Annotated in this window: 13 protein-coding genes; 8 read left to right on the top strand and 5 right to left on the bottom strand. The window is 32.7% G+C overall.

The window, feature by feature from the left end:
* Nucleotides 1–110 precede the first annotated feature (110 nt).
* On the bottom strand, nucleotides 111–1,463 hold the full coding sequence (locus ACTXGU_RS05710; RefSeq protein ID WP_443480534.1) for a glycoside hydrolase family 68 protein: 1,353 nt from the start codon (nucleotides 1,461–1,463) through the stop codon (nucleotides 111–113).
* 570 nt (nucleotides 1,464–2,033) lie between these two features.
* Here ACTXGU_RS05710 and ACTXGU_RS05705 point away from each other — a divergent pair.
* On the top strand, nucleotides 2,034–3,950 hold the full coding sequence (locus ACTXGU_RS05705) for a glycoside hydrolase family 68 protein (protein ID WP_443480533.1): 1,917 nt from the start codon (nucleotides 2,034–2,036) through the stop codon (nucleotides 3,948–3,950).
* A 482-nt stretch (nucleotides 3,951–4,432) separates the two neighbouring features.
* Here the strand turns inward: ACTXGU_RS05705 and ACTXGU_RS05700 are convergent, their stop codons facing one another.
* Together ACTXGU_RS05700 and ACTXGU_RS05695 are read right to left on the bottom strand one after the other, a co-directional pair.
* Nucleotides 4,433–6,190 (bottom strand): glycoside hydrolase family 68 protein, encoded by a 1,758-nt coding sequence (locus ACTXGU_RS05700; protein WP_443480532.1) that lies wholly within the window; start codon nucleotides 6,188–6,190, stop codon nucleotides 4,433–4,435.
* A gap of 339 nt (nucleotides 6,191–6,529) precedes the next feature.
* On the bottom strand, nucleotides 6,530–7,957 hold the full coding sequence (locus ACTXGU_RS05695; RefSeq protein ID WP_443480618.1) for a glycoside hydrolase family 68 protein: 1,428 nt from the start codon (nucleotides 7,955–7,957) through the stop codon (nucleotides 6,530–6,532).
* A 1,301-nt stretch (nucleotides 7,958–9,258) separates the two neighbouring features.
* Here ACTXGU_RS05695 and ACTXGU_RS05690 point away from each other — a divergent pair.
* Genes ACTXGU_RS05690 through ACTXGU_RS05680 form a run of 3 tightly spaced genes read left to right on the top strand, consistent with a single transcriptional unit; the run spans nucleotide 9,259 to nucleotide 12,344 of the window.
* Nucleotides 9,259–10,041, top strand: a complete 783-nt coding sequence (locus tag ACTXGU_RS05690) for an ABC transporter ATP-binding protein (RefSeq protein ID WP_443480531.1) — start codon at nucleotides 9,259–9,261, stop codon at nucleotides 10,039–10,041.
* Nucleotides 10,042–10,049: 8 nt separating this feature from the next.
* A complete protein-coding gene (locus ACTXGU_RS05685; RefSeq protein WP_443480530.1) occupies nucleotides 10,050–11,699 on the top strand; it encodes a hypothetical protein in 1,650 nt (549 codons plus the stop codon).
* 42 nt (nucleotides 11,700–11,741) lie between these two features.
* Nucleotides 11,742–12,344 carry a DNA-3-methyladenine glycosylase gene (locus ACTXGU_RS05680; protein WP_443480617.1) on the top strand — a complete coding sequence of 201 codons (603 nt, stop codon included), beginning with the start codon at nucleotides 11,742–11,744 and terminating at the stop codon, nucleotides 12,342–12,344.
* Between the two features lie 373 nt (nucleotides 12,345–12,717).
* On the opposite strand, the gene ACTXGU_RS05675 is transcribed toward ACTXGU_RS05680, so the two are convergent.
* Entirely contained in the window at nucleotides 12,718–13,050 is a 333-nt protein-coding gene (locus ACTXGU_RS05675; RefSeq protein ID WP_443480529.1) for a zinc ribbon domain-containing protein YjdM, read from the bottom strand.
* A 169-nt stretch (nucleotides 13,051–13,219) separates the two neighbouring features.
* Between ACTXGU_RS05675 and ACTXGU_RS05670 the strand changes: the two genes are divergently transcribed.
* Complete coding sequence (locus ACTXGU_RS05670; protein ID WP_443480528.1) at nucleotides 13,220–13,690, top strand: GNAT family N-acetyltransferase; 471 nt, start codon at nucleotides 13,220–13,222, stop codon at nucleotides 13,688–13,690.
* Between the two features lie 98 nt (nucleotides 13,691–13,788).
* Here ACTXGU_RS05670 and ACTXGU_RS05665 read toward each other — a convergent pair whose 3' ends face one another.
* Nucleotides 13,789–15,000: a Bcr/CflA family multidrug efflux MFS transporter gene (locus tag ACTXGU_RS05665; RefSeq protein ID WP_443480527.1), complete on the bottom strand. Its 1,212-nt coding sequence runs from the start codon at nucleotides 14,998–15,000 to the stop codon at nucleotides 13,789–13,791.
* Between the two features lie 233 nt (nucleotides 15,001–15,233).
* On the opposite strand from ACTXGU_RS05665, the gene ACTXGU_RS05660 reads away from it, so the two are divergent.
* The 3 genes from ACTXGU_RS05660 (at nucleotide 15,234) to ACTXGU_RS05650 (ending at nucleotide 16,487) form a co-directional block, all read left to right on the top strand.
* Nucleotides 15,234–15,638 carry a GNAT family N-acetyltransferase gene (locus tag ACTXGU_RS05660; RefSeq protein WP_443480526.1) on the top strand — a complete coding sequence of 135 codons (405 nt, stop codon included), beginning with the start codon at nucleotides 15,234–15,236 and terminating at the stop codon, nucleotides 15,636–15,638.
* A gap of 36 nt (nucleotides 15,639–15,674) precedes the next feature.
* Nucleotides 15,675–16,076 carry a hypothetical protein gene (locus tag ACTXGU_RS05655; protein WP_443480525.1) on the top strand — a complete coding sequence of 134 codons (402 nt, stop codon included), beginning with the start codon at nucleotides 15,675–15,677 and terminating at the stop codon, nucleotides 16,074–16,076.
* Nucleotides 16,077–16,190: 114 nt separating this feature from the next.
* Entirely contained in the window at nucleotides 16,191–16,487 is a 297-nt protein-coding gene (locus tag ACTXGU_RS05650; RefSeq protein ID WP_443480524.1) for a hypothetical protein, read from the top strand.
* Nucleotides 16,488–16,709: the final 222 nt, after the last annotated feature.

Raw genomic sequence — 16,709 nt, 5'->3', positions numbered from 1 at the left:
TAAGAAAGGGCATGCCAAGCAATTCTTTTGGCACGCCCTTTCTTCTTTATAAGCTATCAAAATAATGGTTATAGCTTTTATTTGTAATTGTGCACTCTTTACAATTCTATTTAACGAATAGCACCGTAAGGAAGGACACCAGTAATTTTTGATGTATCTTTATCTAAAGAAATATTCAAAGTAGGAGCAAAAGTACCTCCTAAAATTGTATTATCATTATTTTCATGATCTTTTACTTCATTAATAAAACTTAATACGGTCAAATTATCCATTACCAGCCATGAATATGTTTGAACATCATTATCTTTAGGATTTGCAATTACTAAACCATTTTTATTCAATGGTTTATAATTTTTTTGTAAAGACGAGCTCACAAACCCATACAAACCATCTGGTCCTTGTAACCTAGGTGCATATGTAAATGCATGGCTTATTGTAAATAAATAGTACTTACTATTTTTCACAACAATATGAGGTCGCTCTAGCTGTTGATTAACACCAGTTGCATCAAGCAATGGTGGTAAAAGTTTTAAATCTGTATAACTTTTACCCTTTAATTCCGCAATCCCTATATTTCCATTATACTTTTCCGCACCTTCTGGAACAGGGTTGTTTTTTCGATACTCCCAATTACCAATATTCTGTTTCTGAACTACTGGATTATCTCCTCCTGTATTCCCTTCAAAGATAATGTATTTCTTCCCTGTTTTCGGATCTTTAAAGAAAGATGGATCGCGGAAAGAATAAACAATTGGGGCATTTAATGCTAGGGATTGTTCTTTCGTTTGATAATACTTTCCATCTGGCTGTAATATAACTTTATGTTTCGACCAATTAGATAACTTTAAGCTCTTTTTCTTCTTATCTTCTTTTATATCAAAACTTGTTTCTACAATCCTCTGCTCTAAATTGTAATAATTCTCAGGTCTAGGGTCATTCTTTGCACCTGATCGCCCAGTAGCCGTATAGTATAGATGAACCTTATTATCTTTCGTAATAATCGAAGATCCAGCCCATTGCATTTGACCTAGCGCATCTTCATTTTTATATGCTAATCCACCCATTTTCCAAGATACTCCATCCTTTGAATAAAAATAGCGAATAGCTGCCTCAAAGTGACGATCATTCCACCCGATAGATCTAGGTGCAGTAAGGGCAAAAATAACTTTATAACCATTTACTTTAGCAATTTTTCCTTCTTCAGTTGTAAGAGGCCAAGTATCCCAAATCCAAAGGTTGTTAACAGCTAAAGGAAAATACTTGTCTATCTCTGGAGAAGTATTTTTACTAGATAGTTTAAAGTTTTGTGCTTGTTGGCGAGTCCAATATGAAACTTTAGGTTCTTCATTAACAGTAGTAGTTTTAGCTTCAGCTACTTGTGGTAGATTAAAAGCAAATAATATACTAGCCAGCATTCCTCCTATAACTGTATATTTAATAGCTTTTAATAACTGTTTTTTCAAAAAATTTCCTCCGTTCATTATTCTATTATCCTAGTAAAAAACCCTTTATTACACTAGTCGAAATGTATAGAATAGCTTTAATTGTTTACTTTTGTAAAATCCTTGTATATAGTATCATATTTTGTTATAATTTCCAACACTAAATTCCTATTACAATATACATGACCTTATTTCTTAATTTTATATGGTATAGTGAGTGGGAAAATTGATTTAAGTAGTTGTTTCGATACATATTTTCCCTTTACCATATTTTTTATTTTTATTAAAATAACGGAAATTTATTAGTAAAAAAGATTGACTAATAATATTTTTCGTGTAATCTTTTCCATAAGTATGATTATTTTTAGTAGAAGAATAAAATTAGGCTGCCACACACCTATCTCTTTTCCTTAAAATCAATAGGTTATTTAAAAATGGACAACAATTGCCCTCCATTTCTTATTCAGAGCCCTACTACTCTCACTTAAGAATTCTATTAAAAATATAAAATAATACTTATTTAAGTATTAAACTGAATCATTCCTTTTCCACCTACTATTTTAATTAATTTTTTATTAAGGAGATGTTTTAATGCCAAAACCAAGTAAACTTTTAGTAACACTAATTTTTGTTTTGGGCTTATTTCTTCTAACGCCTAAAACTCTAATACTAGCAAATGAAATAAAACGTTCTAATACTAATGCAAACTTTGCAACGAAAAATTTAATAACAGTATATACATCCCGAAATACAAACTTAAAAAGTGATCCAAGAATAAATTCAAAAACAATAAAGAAATTAAATAAACAAACTACTTTAAAGCTAGTATCTAATAAGTCAAGTAAAGGTTTTAAAGAAGTAGTCTATAATAATACGAAAGGTTATATAGAAAGCAAACATATAAGCGACTATAAAGTTGAAAAAGTTACTAAGAATCAGCCTATAAAATATAAATCAATTATTAAATATGACTCACAGATGCCAACAACCTATAAAGAGAACACACAAAAAGGTTCCAATGGAATAAAAGAAATTACATATGAAAATAAGTATAAAAATGGCAAAGAATTATATAAATTAAAATATATAAGTGAAAAGACGATAAGACAAAAAATTAACAAAATAACAGTCGTTGGTAAGAAACCGGTTCCTCTATATGTGAACAACTTGCAAAGTTATATAACAAGAGATCATGTTGCTAACTATAAATATAATACTGATAATATAGTGCCTTCACATAATGGTAGTGATTTAAAAAATTTCCCGAAGGATAATAACGGTGTTGCTTTACATGTATGGGATAGTTGGCCGTTAATGACTGAAGATGGAAAAGTTGCTTCAATCGGTAAATCTAAATGGAAAGTCATATTTGGTTTAACAACACCGTATAATGACCGAACTGGAGCTTCTAAAATTGCTTATTATTATACTAATTCTGATAGTGACTTTAGTACTTGGAAGTTTGGTGGGTATGTTATTCCAGAAGATAAAAGAATTATTGATTCAACTAAAGGAATTGGTTCTGGCAGTAGGGAATGGTCTGGTTCATCTATAATTGACCAAAAAGGTAATTTACATTTATTCTATACGGTTTCGGATAGAGGACAAGATATAGCTACTGCTATTATGCCTATAAAAGATACTGGAGACAAATTAGTTATTGCCCCTCCAACTTTTAATGAAATAATCATGTCCCCTGACGGATATTATTATCAAACTCAAGAACAAGCAAATGAAAGAGCATCGGAAACAAATGCACCACAAAATTTCACGTTTAGGGATCCTCACTTCTTTCAAGATCCAAAGACAAAGAAAAATTATTTGGTTTTCGAAGGTAATACAGGAAATGGAAATGATGATAGAGAAGGACTTGTGTTTAGAGATTATTATGGTGAACAAAAGTTATACGAAAAAGATTATAAACAATTATCTAACATGGAAAAAAACACAAACGGTGCTCTAGGGATTGTAGAATTAACAAATAAAGAATATACAAAAGTTAAATACATGGAGCCATTATTAACCTCTAATCTAATTACCGATGAAATTGAAAGAGCAAATATTATTTACAATAATGGACGATATTATCTTTTTACAACAACCCATGGAGCTAATATGTTCATTGGTACTGGAAGAGATGGCGATTTAATTAACGATACCTTGTTTAATAATGAATTTAAATCAAAAATGGATTTGTCTGGCCGTGAGTTTATGTTAGGATATACAGCTACATCTCTTTTCGGAGAATATGAACCTTTAAATGGAAATGGGCTTGTGTTGACTACCAAAGTTAACGACTCAATTAACTATTCTTATTCATGGCTTGTTTTACCAAACTTAAATGTAATTTCATATGCAAGATTTTCAGTACCAACTGATGACCCAAACAGCCCTCATTTGGCTACTGCTGCACCATCGCTCAAACTCCATATTAATGGAAAAAGAACTAAAGTAGATCCTAAATTACTAGACCAATCTCAACTTATTGATGATACTATAAAAAAATAAATTATTATAGACTATTAGGTGATCAATCAAGATTCACATAATAGTCTATTTTTTTACAAGGCTGTTTTCTAAAAGTTTGTTGTTTTTGAATAAAACAATAAACATGGTTGAAGCACTGAGCAGCCTGAATACACGTAGACTCCTGCGGGAAAAGCGAGAAAGACGAGACCCCACAGGAGCATAGCATTGATGCGGCTCGGCACTCGTCCGCGGAAAGCGAAGTGTATTTGTATTCAGGCTGCGGGGTAAATAACAACACTCTATACGCAAAGAGCCTTTTACAAAAAGTGCAAAAAAATAAGAAGCTATTGCTTCAAAATTAATTCTCCTTCATTAGAGTTAATAAATCTTCACTACATTAGTGAAATTTAATCATATATTTATAAATGAAAGAACCCTTTAGCACCTCCAAAATAAAATACATGGATGGATAAAAGGTCCTTTATGTTACATGATATACTTTTTACTCATCATACTTACGTCTATTCAACTACTTGTGCAGGCTTTAATTTAGTCTTCATCAATGTTACACTATCTTCGTTAAACTTTAACTTTAAAGAAGGTGCAGCATCTCTTTTTGCAACAATTTGATTATCAATTGTTGAATTATCAGCAAAACTTAATACAAGCCCATTTTTTTGTACTCCCCATGCATAAGTATAATTTAAATCTCCACCAGTACTAGTCCCAGCTAGTACTACACCATCATCATTTACTGGAGAATATGGACCAAATAAATTTTGAGATGTGAAGCCATGCAAAGAATCATAACTATGCATATTATTGTTAAAATCTTGATTAAGCCACCCGTGTGAAGTAGTAAATAAATAGTATCTTCCATTTTTATATACCATACTTGGTCTTTCTGTTTCATCAGTAACCAAATTAGATGCTAACAATGGTGGGAGTAATTTTGCTTTAGTAAAATCATCATTCAACTCCAAAATACCTATACTTGCGTTAGCAGATTCAGCATTATTTGGTAAAATATCATGCTTATGGTTTTCATAATAGAACTTATTTCCAAAATATTTCTGCTGTACTAATTCCCCAGCACTTTCTCCAGTATTCCCCTCAAAAATTAAATATTTTTTACCTGTTTTAGGATCCGAAAAGAAAAACGGATCACGAAAAGCATACTTTTGTGGGATTCCATGTGTGTTTTGGTAATCTAGAGATTGGTATACCGTTTCATATAGCTTGCCATCCGCTTTAGCCAAAAGAGTCTGCTTAGCTTTTCCATCGCTATTAAATTTCACACCACTGCCATTAACTTCAATATTCATTACAGTTGTTACAATATTTTGATCATATAAACCTGGATATACAAAACTTGATGATGTATAAAATAAATGTAGTTTATTATCAGAACCTACAATTGCACTTCCTGACCATTCTTGTTTAGTATGATCAAAAGTTTCTGGGGTTACAGTTCCGCCTTCTATCCAATTATCTTTTCCGTTTTTAGAATAAAAATAATAAATTCTAGCAGATTCACCAGGTCCGTCATTTCTTTCTCCTAGTACAAAATATACGTACCAGCCACCTACTTTTGCTACATCTCCACTTTCTGTAAGCAATGACCAGTTATCCCATAGTCTATATTTGCTAGATAAAGCTTTCCCATTACTAAAATCTGGCTTAGGAACTAACCTATTAGGGTTATTATAAGTAATCCTAGCAGCTTGCTCTCTTGTCCAATTAGTTGTTTGATCATAATTATAATTCACAATGTTTTGATTTTGATTCGGAACCTTCACCTTTGAATTACTAAGGTTTTTCGCAGCTATATAGCCTGTGATTCTTTTTTTATTTTTATCTGTATATGTTACTAAAAAATATGTATCTGATTGAGGACTAATTGTACTAACCTTTGTATTTACTGGTACATTTATATTTAACGGCTTATCATTCAACCTTGGATACAGTATCGTATTCTCTTTTGTATATTTCGTTACTTGAACAGGATTTTTTGATACTCTTGAAGCATATATATAGCCTTCTTGTCCCTTGTAACTAACTTTAAACATTTTTTTAGACTTATTAGTTGAACTTTGTAACTTAGTATTAATTGGAATAGATACCAATTTCTTTTTGCTACTTGTCGAATCACTATATAAAATAGAAGTTTGCTGTACATAGTAGGTATTTTTAGTACTAGCTTGAACATTCAAACTTAAACTATTTATTAGCACTAAAAATACCACTGACATTACTGTAAATATACTTATCCTTTTCAATATTTTACCTCCTGTATAGTTATAATTACCCTTAACATAATACTATATTAATAGTCAATTGTCTATTTGCTCTTCCATTAGTGGAATTATCATCTATTAAAAAGTAATATTATCCACTAATCATCGAACTAAATTCATATATTATAAATGTAGAATCCTTGTCTGAATGTGAAGAAAGAAAGGTATCCTTTCCAAATAATTTCGCCTTTAATTGTTTTAACATATGGATACTAAATAAAAGGAAATCCTTCTACTTTACAACTTTTAAGTAAAGCTATTATAAAAAACGACTAGAAAGTTTATCCCTTCTAGTCGTTTTTACTTATTACTTAATATATTTTACTTTGTATAAGAAGAAGTACCTTCTTCCAATGTTATTTGCCCCTGTTCAAGAATATTGTTTTTCACAACAGAAGATGTAGATCCTTGTATGTTGACTAAAAAGCTTGGAGCAAATGTAGAACGGCGATTTATAAATTGTCCTCTATTTGTCATATAACTTGTAATTACGACATTATTGCCTTCTTTTTGCGGAATAGCATAATGAGCGTATGTGAACGTAACATCATCTTTTGGAAGATTCATATAAAGAACAAGTCCAGTTCCATTTAATGGTTTAAATTCTCCAGTTAATGAATCTGATACATACCCTAGCATATAAATATCGTTATTGGTTACACCATCAACTGCCATTTTAGAGCCCCTTGAACTTGTAAACAAATACCATTTCCCATTTAATTCAAAAACATTAGCACGTTCAATTTCATCTGTTACCGTGTTAGATGCAATTAATGGCTGCATCACTTTTTTTAACGTATAATCGTCATTTATCTCAATAATGCCTATTGCACCGTTTGCTAAAGAAGCTATTTTTTTCTTGCCATTATTAAATAGTTTAGCTTGAGTTTCTATATAGTAGTTATCATCTCCACCATAATAAGCCTTATTATAGAGAGAGTTATCTCCATGATAGCCGGTTTCTGTTCCCGTATTCCCTTCAAACACAAGGAACTTACGACCATTTTCTTCTATATAATGAGGATCTCTTAACGTATGGTTATCCTTTGTGCTAAATGCACCCTCATTAATAAACTGTTGTACATTTTGATAGATTTTTCCATCTCCATCAAAAATAGATTTATGATCTTCTACACCTTCTATTTTAATTGTTTCATTATCTGGTTGTGAAACATTAATTTGGGCTGTAGTTAAAGTTTGCTTGCTATATCCAGTTCCCCCATCCTCAGGTGATCCAGAGAAATCTGTATAGAATAAGCGAATTTTCCCATCAGATGTTAAGGTAGCAGACCCTGACCATTCTTGCGTTTGATACTTTAGATAAGGGTCATTTGGTACAAATTTATCACTATCTCCAAACACTCTCCCAGCGTTTTTCCAGCTGTCAAGTGATGTCTCACCTGCTTTTTGATAGAACATATAAACGAAGGTATCCTCACTGTCAATCGGATTCCCAGCTAAGCCAAAAACAATATTGTATCCATTATACGTTGCTACTTGTCCGTTTCCATCTTGCAATGGCCAAGTATCCCACACGTCTAAATTAATTAAGTTGCCAAACTTATCATACCCTTTTGCAGAAGGGATGTTTCTTATTTTAGTTCCATCAAATGCTGGAACTTTAAATTCTTCACTGTTTTGTTGTTGTACAATTTGCTCCATCTGATATTGAGTAATATGGGAGATGCCATAACTATTATTATTAGAATAAGGTTTTGCAGACGTATCCGAAGAACGTACATATGCTATTTGACCATTGTAAAGAACTTCATATGTTTTTTCTGATAAAACACTAGTTGTTACTAGCTTAGTATTAGTAGGCACTTGTGCAAGCAACACATTGTTCTTACCATAAACCGGCACAGAAACAGGTGCTTTTGAAGAATCCAACTTAGATGCATACACAGTAAATTGTTTGCCTTTTGTTGCTAAACGGTTTGTATAAACATAACCTTTTTTGCCATTGTATGTTACTTCTACCATTTTATCTGATAGTAAACTTGCTGTTGTCACTTTTGCATTAATTTCTAAGTTTGCGATTTTTTTCTTTTTGCTGCTGTCATATAAATTAGTTTTTTCTGTAATAAAGTAAGTTACTGGTACTGGCTTGCTTGAAAGACGGCTTATATAGATATAGCCTTTTTTCCCTTTGTATGTTACCTCTACCATTTTATCTGATAGCGGGCTTGTTGTTGTCACTTTTGTATTAATTTCGAGTGTTGCGATTTTTTTCTTTTTTGTTTTGTCGTATAAATTTGACTTTTCGTCGACATATTTCGTTACTGTTACTGGTTTTGTTGAAAGACGACTTGCATATACATAGCCTTTTTTCCCTTTGTATGTTACTTCGTACATTTTACTATATTTAGATGTTTTAGTCGTCAATTTATTATTAATATCCACTACGTCAATTTGTTTCTTTTTACTTGATGTACCATTATAAAGATTTGCTGTTTTTGCAACATAATATGTTGTACTTTTACTGCTTGCTTGAACATCTTGCTGAAAATTTCCGATTACGAAAAAACTTAATATGATCATGCAAGCAACTTTAAACCAATGTCTCATTATTCTCCTCCTTACAATTATTACATAAACAATATAACTTAAATCGACAAATTACACTAGATTTATATTATTTCATTTTATTTACAACTTTATTAAATATATTATACTTGTATTAATAATCATTGAAATAATAGGCTTTCTTTTTACTATTAAGATCGCCTAGAGTACATTTGGTGTTTTACTGGAAATTCAGGAAACGATAAAAATATCGTGGATTTGTCGAATTATGAAAAGCAAAAAAATCAGTCCATCATACCTTCTATAAAACGATAATCGGGGTGATTTTCGACAGTGTATAAAATTTTTAAGCTTCTTTCCTCAAAACTTCTTCCATTTTCTCATAAAGATTCTTTACTTCGCTAAATGGTTTCTTCGTTACTATACTTTATAAAAATACCAAAATGTTCAATAAAACTACCTTCTGCAATTCCCATAATATGTTAACATAGAATAAGCACATAACATGGGAGATGATATAAAAAATGTTTAACGAAACCATTTTATCTATTCAAGATTTACGAAAGAATTATGGATCAAAAGAAGTGTTAAAAGGCGTTTCACTCGAAGTAAAAAAAGGAGAAATTATAGGTTATATCGGTCCAAACGGGGCTGGAAAAAGCACGACCGTGAAAATACTGCTTGGCCTGGAAGAGGAATTTGCTGGTGAAGTGAAGATCTTTGGAAAGGACATTGCAGACGGTGACATAGCATACAAACAAAGAATTGGCTATGTTCCAGAAATAGCGGAGGTATATGATAACTTAACTGCTTATGAATATTTAACCTTCATCGGCGAGCTATATGGATTATCCTTTGATCTTGTCGAATATAAAGCAAAAACATTAATGGAATTATTCGGAATTGGCGAAGTTTTTCATACTAGAATCTCTTCTTATTCAAAAGGAATGAGGCAAAAATTGCTCATTATTTCTAGTTTATTGCATAATCCTGAATTATTGTTTTTTGATGAACCTATTAATGGGCTGGATGCAAATAGTGTGATGATTTTTAAAGAAATACTTACGCAAATGGCTTCTAATGGAAAAACCATATTCTACTCATCTCATATTATGGATGTTGTCGAGAAAATCAGCAGCAGAATCATCCTTCTTTATGATGGAAAAATTGCTGCAGATGGAACGTTTGAACAATTAAAGCAGCAAAACACAGAGGGATCGCTCGAATCCATTTTTAATCAATTAACAGGCTTTAGCGAGCATAAGGAAATCGGTGCTAGATTCATTTCCGTTATGGAAGAGGTGTAAAAATAGAGATGAAAGATTTTTTTACCCTTAAACTATTAGATCGATTCGAGCCTTTATTTAACCGCTTCGGAGTAAATTACGAGTTAATGAGAAAGATTCTGCAAATTAAGCTTACAATGGATCAACGCAGAGTGCCGACTATTTTTAATCAACAAAGATCAAAACAGAAAAATAAAAAAGACAGTAATGGCTACATAAAATCTTTATGGATTTACATACTTTTCGGGCTTTTTATCATTCCATTCATCATCATAGGAGATAATTATCTTTTTCAAATGAGCATTGCATTCGGCATCCTCATGTTTTTAGTGATGACCTCAATGATTTCCGATTTTTCATCCGTCCTTTTGGATATTAGAGACCAAAATATTTTATTCACAAAACCAATTAATAAAAAAACGATCCACGCTGCAAAAGCAGTTCATATTTTTATCTATTTAACCTTGCTCACGCTCTCCATCATTGGCATTCCGTTAATAGTTGGATTAGTAAAAGTCGGTGTTCTCTTTTTCCTCACCATGATTGTTTGTGTTATTTTAATTAATATATTTATTGTCGTGATAACGGCATTATTGTATTTATTCGTTTTACAATTTTTTGATGGCGAAAAGCTGAAAGACATCATTAATTATGTGCAAATTGCATTATCCTTATCTGTAATGATTGGCTACCAAGTGCTTGTTCGATCTTTTGAATTAGTTCATATACAATATGTTTTCGATCCACAATGGTGGCATGTGTTTATTTCTCCTATTTGGTTTGCAGCAATAATTGAACTAGCGATGAAAGGGGAGTTTACACCGTTTTATGCTGTTTTGGCACTTTGCGGCATCGTTATTCCGATCCTTGCATTTGCTGTTTATATTCGCCTCATGCCGTTATTTGAAAAAAACTTGCAAAAGCTTGCAAAAACAATAGCGGGTAAACAAAAAAGACGCAGCAAAGTAAGAGAGTTGCTGTTAAAATGTATTTGTTTTACAAAAGAAGAACGAACATTCTTTCGATTTGCTGGCTTGATGATGAAAAACGAACGTGATTTCAAACTGAAAGTATATCCATCATTAGGGTTTTCCCTTGTCATCCCTTTTATCTTTTTACTAACCAACTTTCAATCAGACGAAGGGATTCATTTTTCCACCAGTAAATCCTACTTTACGATTTACTTTAGTTTAATTATCATTCCAACGGTTCTTTATATGGTAAGATTTTCGGGAAAATACCGTGGTGCCTGGATTTATTCTATCACGCCTTTAAAAGGGCTCTACCCTGTCTTCAGCGGGACAATAAAAGCTTTTATCGTGAAACTTTTTTTACCATTGTATTTGCTTCTAAGTGTTATTTTTGCCCTTTTATTCGGGATACGAATATGGCCTGATCTTCTTGCTGTCTTCGTTAATGGCTGCATCTATGCTGTTATTTGTTTTTTATGTATGGAAAAAGCACTGCCGTTCTCAGAATCATTTGATTCGATAAACCAAAACAACAATTGGCAGATCTTTGTCTTAATATTAATTGTTCCGCTGCTGGCCGGCTTGCATTATTTTATTAGTAAAATATTGTTTGGCACCTATATTTACTTAGCTGTGGTAATACTTGCATTAGCTGTTTTATGGAAAATAGCCTTTTCTGTTTCCTGGAGAAAAATGAGGGAAGCTTAAGAAAAGCGGTTATAAGGAAGAAATGGAGAATAACTTAGCATGATTGATTTTATAAACCTTTCTACGGAAGAAATTGCCCAGCAGCTTTTAGGCAAGTTGCTAATTCATAAAACGCCGTCTTGTTTATTTAGTGGCTTTATCGTGGAAACGGAAGCTTATGTTGGAGAAATAGATATTGCTTGCCACAGTTATGCTGGAAAACGTACTGCTAGGCTTGAATCTATGTATCAACAAGGTGGAACGATTTATATTTATATGATGCACACACATCATATGTTAAACATCGTCACAAAAAAGGCCGGCGACCCTCAAGCCGTGCTTATTCGGGCTATAGAGCCTGTTGCAGGGATAGAACAGATGGAGTTAAACCGGAATAATACTGGAATTCTCGTCAGCAATGGGCCTGGAAAATTAACAAAAGCAATGGCGATTACAAAAGCTTTAGATGGCAGCACCTTAAATGAAAAGCATTTATTTATTGACGAAGCCAACAGCAAAATCCCGAAAGAGATGATCACAACACCTCGCATCGGAATACCTAATAAAGAAGAATGGACATTAGCACCGTTACGTTATTATGTAAAAGGAAACCCTTATGTTTCGGGTATTCGTAAAAAAGATTGGGTATTGGATTGTTGGAATTAAGCATAATTAAGTGTTTATTAGACAAAACTAAGGAAAAGCTCCTCTTTTTGTCTAATAGACACCTTATCAAAGACAAAACTACCAAAAAAGCTCCTCATTTTGTCTAATAGACGCATTATCAAAGACAAAACTACCAAAAAAACTCCTCATTTTGTCTAATAGACGCATTATCAAAGACAAAACTACCAAAAAAACTCCTCATTTTGTCTAATAAACACCTTATCAAAGACAAAACTACCAAAAAAGCTCCTCATTTTGTCTAATAGACGTATTATCAAAGACAAAACTACCAAAAAACTCCTCATTTTGTCTAATAGACGCCTCATTCAACTATAGATTATCTTTAGTGTGGAGACTTACTGTATAAAAGGGATTAGATCTTTTTAACAAATTCTGACTTTAGCTTCATAGCACCGAATCCATCAATTTTACATTCAATATCATGATCCCCATCAACCAAACGGATATTTTTTACTTTTGTTCCTATTTTCAAAACGGATGAGCTGCCTTTTACTTTAAGATCTTTAATAATGGATATAGAATCACCATCGTTTAAGACATTCCCATTTGCATCTTTAATTACTTTCACATCGTCGGCTTCTGTTTCTAACGTCCACTCATGTGCACACTCTGGACAAACGAATAGACTTCCATCTTCATACGTATATTCTGAACTACATTTTGGACAATTTGGCAAATCAAGCATTAATTGTTTTCCTCCATACATTATTATTCATTTCAACTTCTTATTTTATCGTAAAAATAGCAATTATGTACTTAAAATTTTCAAAGCATAAAGAACATCTTTTGTAATAAAAACCAAGGTATGATAAAAGTAGTTCAATATAGATAAGACAACAAAGGGGAAATTTATTATGCAAATTATTAACGTTAGAGAACATCCAGAATATAAAGCAAAAGCGATTAAATATTTTCAAAGCAAGTGGGCAAACGAAAACAATATGAAAGTTTATGAGGACTGTATTACACACAGCATAACAACAGATAGTCCCCTCCCTATTTGGTATTTGATGGTGGATTCAGGTAACATTATTGGCTGTGCAGGGCTTATCAGCAATGATTTTATTAGTCGTATGGATTTATGGCCTTGGTTCTGTTCACTTTATATTGAAAAAAGCTATCGTGGTAGATCTTTAGGTAAAGAGCTGCTTTTACGTGCTAAAGCTGATGCCTATAAAGCAGGATTCAATAAAGTTTTCCTCTGTACTGACCATATTGGATACTATGAAAAATATGGATTCACTTATATAGGTGACGGATACCACTCTTGGGGAGGTAGTTCAAGAATTTATGAGAGCAATAGCCAAGAATCATTTTTCAGTTAGCGATTTCTTATTCAAGAAATGACCATTTAATTTAATAAAAGGAGAATACATATTAGTCATGACAATATGTATTCTCCTTTTGAACCGCTCACTAATAACTATTTTAAAGTTTGTACCGCACTATGACCTTTTCTAACAAGTCCATAATAGGATAGCAAGGCTATAAAGCTAGCTGAAAAAATAATAATCCCCATAGGGACAGCTGTATTTTCTCCGCTTATTCCAACAAGGGGTGCCGTTAATGAGCCAAGAATAAAAGGCAATAAACCTAAAAGTGCAGAGGCGCTTCCTGCAATATGGCCTTGTGACTCCATTGCTAAGGAAAAGGAAGTTGTTGCAATAATTCCAATGGAAGAGACAATAAAGAAAATCGGAATGACGACTGCCAATAGTGGTGCATGCAATAGAATAGCCACAAGCAACACAGCACCCGATAAAGTAGACAAAAATAAACCTATTTGCAAGAAAGTTTTCTCTGAAATAACATCGGTAAATCGACCGACTAGCTGGCTTCCAATCATTAAAGCAATTCCATTCATGCCAAATAATAAACTGAATACTTGAGGAGATACCCCATACACATTTTGATAAACAAAAGGTGTACCAGATACATATGCAAATACTCCAGCAATGATAAATCCTTGTGTTAGAACATAACCTGCAAACTGGCGATCTTTTAACAAAGAAATAAAATTCTTTAACACTTGTGAAAAGTTGCTTGACACACGGTTTTCTTCAGGCAAGGTTTCTTCTAGTTTCCATGAGACGGTTAAAAATAATACTATGCCAACACAAGCCAACATAATAAAAACCCCAGTCCAATTTGTAAAAGTGAGGATACTCCCTCCAGTTACAGGAGCAATAATTGGACCAAGATTGTTTACGAGCATCAATAAGGCAAAAAATTTGGTCAGTTCTTTCCCGCTATAAACATCACGAACAATCGCCCTAGAAATAACGAGGCCACTAGCTGCTGCAAACCCTTGAATAAAACGAGCACCGATAAAAAAATAAATATTCGGTGAAAACGCACATGCAAGAGAAGATAATAAATACAAAATTAGGAAGGTTAGCAATGGTTTGCGGCGGCCTTGAACATCACTCATTGGACCAATGATCAACTGCCCAATACCTAAACCTAAAAGACATGTTGTTAAACTAATTTGTACTAAAGATGCATTTGTCTTATAATCTTCCACGATAGTTGGGAATGAGGGCAAATACATATCGATTGAAAAAGGACCTAAAAGTGCAAGTGATCCAAGTAATAAAGCAAGCCGTAATCGTTTATTTTCTTTTAATTTGTTCAAGTTTTTCACACCTTTCCTCACGTCCATTTTATACTATAATATAGAACAATTCAGCTTCATCTACAAAATGTATGCACACGCATATAAACTAGCATGGAATAATCACTTCGTCAAGTTTCAAATCTTCTTGAAAAGAAATGAATTTATCTACAACTTAATTGACCATTTCGACATATTTTACTAGATTTAATTCATAAAGATTAGAAGAGTACTAAACAATCGGAGGATAAAAAATGGAAATCAAACGCATCAGTAAAGAACAAACTTGGGAACTGAGACATAAAGTAATGTGGCCAAATAAAGATATAGAATATATTAAATTAGCTAATGACGAGGAAAGCGTTCATTTTGGCTTGTTCCAAAGTGATAGACTGGTATCTATTATTACCCTATTTATCGAGCAGGATCATGCTCAATTTAGAAAGTTTGCAACTCTAGAAGAAGAGCAAGGAAAAGGGATTGGCAGCAAATTGCTGAATCATGTCATTACAGAAGCAAAAAAGCTAGGAGTTAAAAGACTTTGGTGCAACGCCCGCCAAAATAAAACCAGCTTCTATCAAAAGTTCGGCTTAAAAGAGACAGATCAAGTATTTGAAAAAGGTGGGATTAGTTATGTGATTATGGAAATGTATTTGTAGAGTGATTTATATTTCAAATAAACGGAGGGTCCTCCTATGCTAAAACCAGCCACAAATTTCAAAATTATAAAGGTTTCAAGAGATGAGCTAGGGAGTTTTATGAAGGTTACATTACCTCTAATTGAAGGTGATTTTATCATTCGTTGGGCATTAGATGAATTTACATATCTTCAAATGAAACAAATAGTCTCTACTAAATATTTTGATTCTCTTGCAAAAGGATACCAATTTGAGCTCGTTCCACATTATAGCCACCATCTCGAAAAAGCAGATGATGAAACAATTTACAAATGTTCTATACGCTGTGTCCTGCCTGATCGAGGAAAAAATATACCATTTGTCTGCTCACCACAATTTGCTGGGAATATGAAATGGTTAACTCATGTAGTGAAAAGCCGTCATGAAATAGAGCACTTAGATTGGGAAAATTTCAAGTAAAGAGAGTCATTGATTATCTGGTAATAAATATCCTACTAGGCATCTGTCTAGTCCATGGGACATTCATGGAGCATATTATATTACGAAATAATCGCAATAAGAAAGGAGAAAAAAATGAATCATTCATATCCTTATCATCAACCGCAACACGTTAGACAGTTTCCGCAATACCCACAATCTGAAATATGGGCACAGCAACAAATAAAACAGCCTTTATCCCCTCATTTAAAAGCACAAACATTAAACAGCATTGACCCTTTTGTTCAATATGGCTTAAAAGAATCAAAAGCAACTTCATATAAACATGCATTACAAGAAGTTGCAGCAATGGCTTATTTGCTGGGTAAAGGCATGGATGCGCATACTGCCTATTTAACTGTTGAATCTTGGGAAAAGAATGAAACTTTTTAAATAATTTTAAGGAACACCTCTCAGACATCAGTCAATTGTAGTCGAAAAGAGGTGTTTGTGTATATTTCCAGTAATTAAAAATTTCTATTAATCTTATTTTCAATGTCATTGACTTCCAAAGTTTTAAAAATCTATAATAAACAATATACAAAATAGATAGAATTTTCAAACAATAATACATAATACGTTATCCAATTTTATTCTTTACAACATTGGGAGGGT

This window comes from Niallia sp. 01092 (assembly GCF_052318935.1).
Taxonomy (GTDB): domain Bacteria; phylum Bacillota; class Bacilli; order Bacillales; family Cytobacillaceae; genus Niallia.
This window is presented reverse-complemented; position numbering and strand designations above follow the sequence as displayed.

What these genes read in the sequence shown, in the direction of transcription:
- ACTXGU_RS05705 (WP_443480533.1), top strand. Translation starts at nt 2,034, where the DNA reads ATGCCAAAACCAAGTAAACTTTTAGTAACACTAATTTTTGTTTTGGGC.
- ACTXGU_RS05690 (WP_443480531.1), top strand. Translation starts at nt 9,259, where the DNA reads ATGTTTAACGAAACCATTTTATCTATTCAAGATTTACGAAAGAATTAT.
- ACTXGU_RS05685 (WP_443480530.1), top strand. Translation starts at nt 10,050, where the DNA reads ATGAAAGATTTTTTTACCCTTAAACTATTAGATCGATTCGAGCCTTTA.
- ACTXGU_RS05675 (WP_443480529.1), bottom strand. Translation starts at nt 13,050, where the DNA reads ATGCTTGATTTGCCAAATTGTCCAAAATGTAGTTCAGAATATACGTAT.
- ACTXGU_RS05670 (WP_443480528.1), top strand. Translation starts at nt 13,220, where the DNA reads ATGCAAATTATTAACGTTAGAGAACATCCAGAATATAAAGCAAAAGCG.
- ACTXGU_RS05660 (WP_443480526.1), top strand. Translation starts at nt 15,234, where the DNA reads ATGGAAATCAAACGCATCAGTAAAGAACAAACTTGGGAACTGAGACAT.
- ACTXGU_RS05655 (WP_443480525.1), top strand. Translation starts at nt 15,675, where the DNA reads ATGCTAAAACCAGCCACAAATTTCAAAATTATAAAGGTTTCAAGAGAT.
- ACTXGU_RS05650 (WP_443480524.1), top strand. Translation starts at nt 16,191, where the DNA reads ATGAATCATTCATATCCTTATCATCAACCGCAACACGTTAGACAGTTT.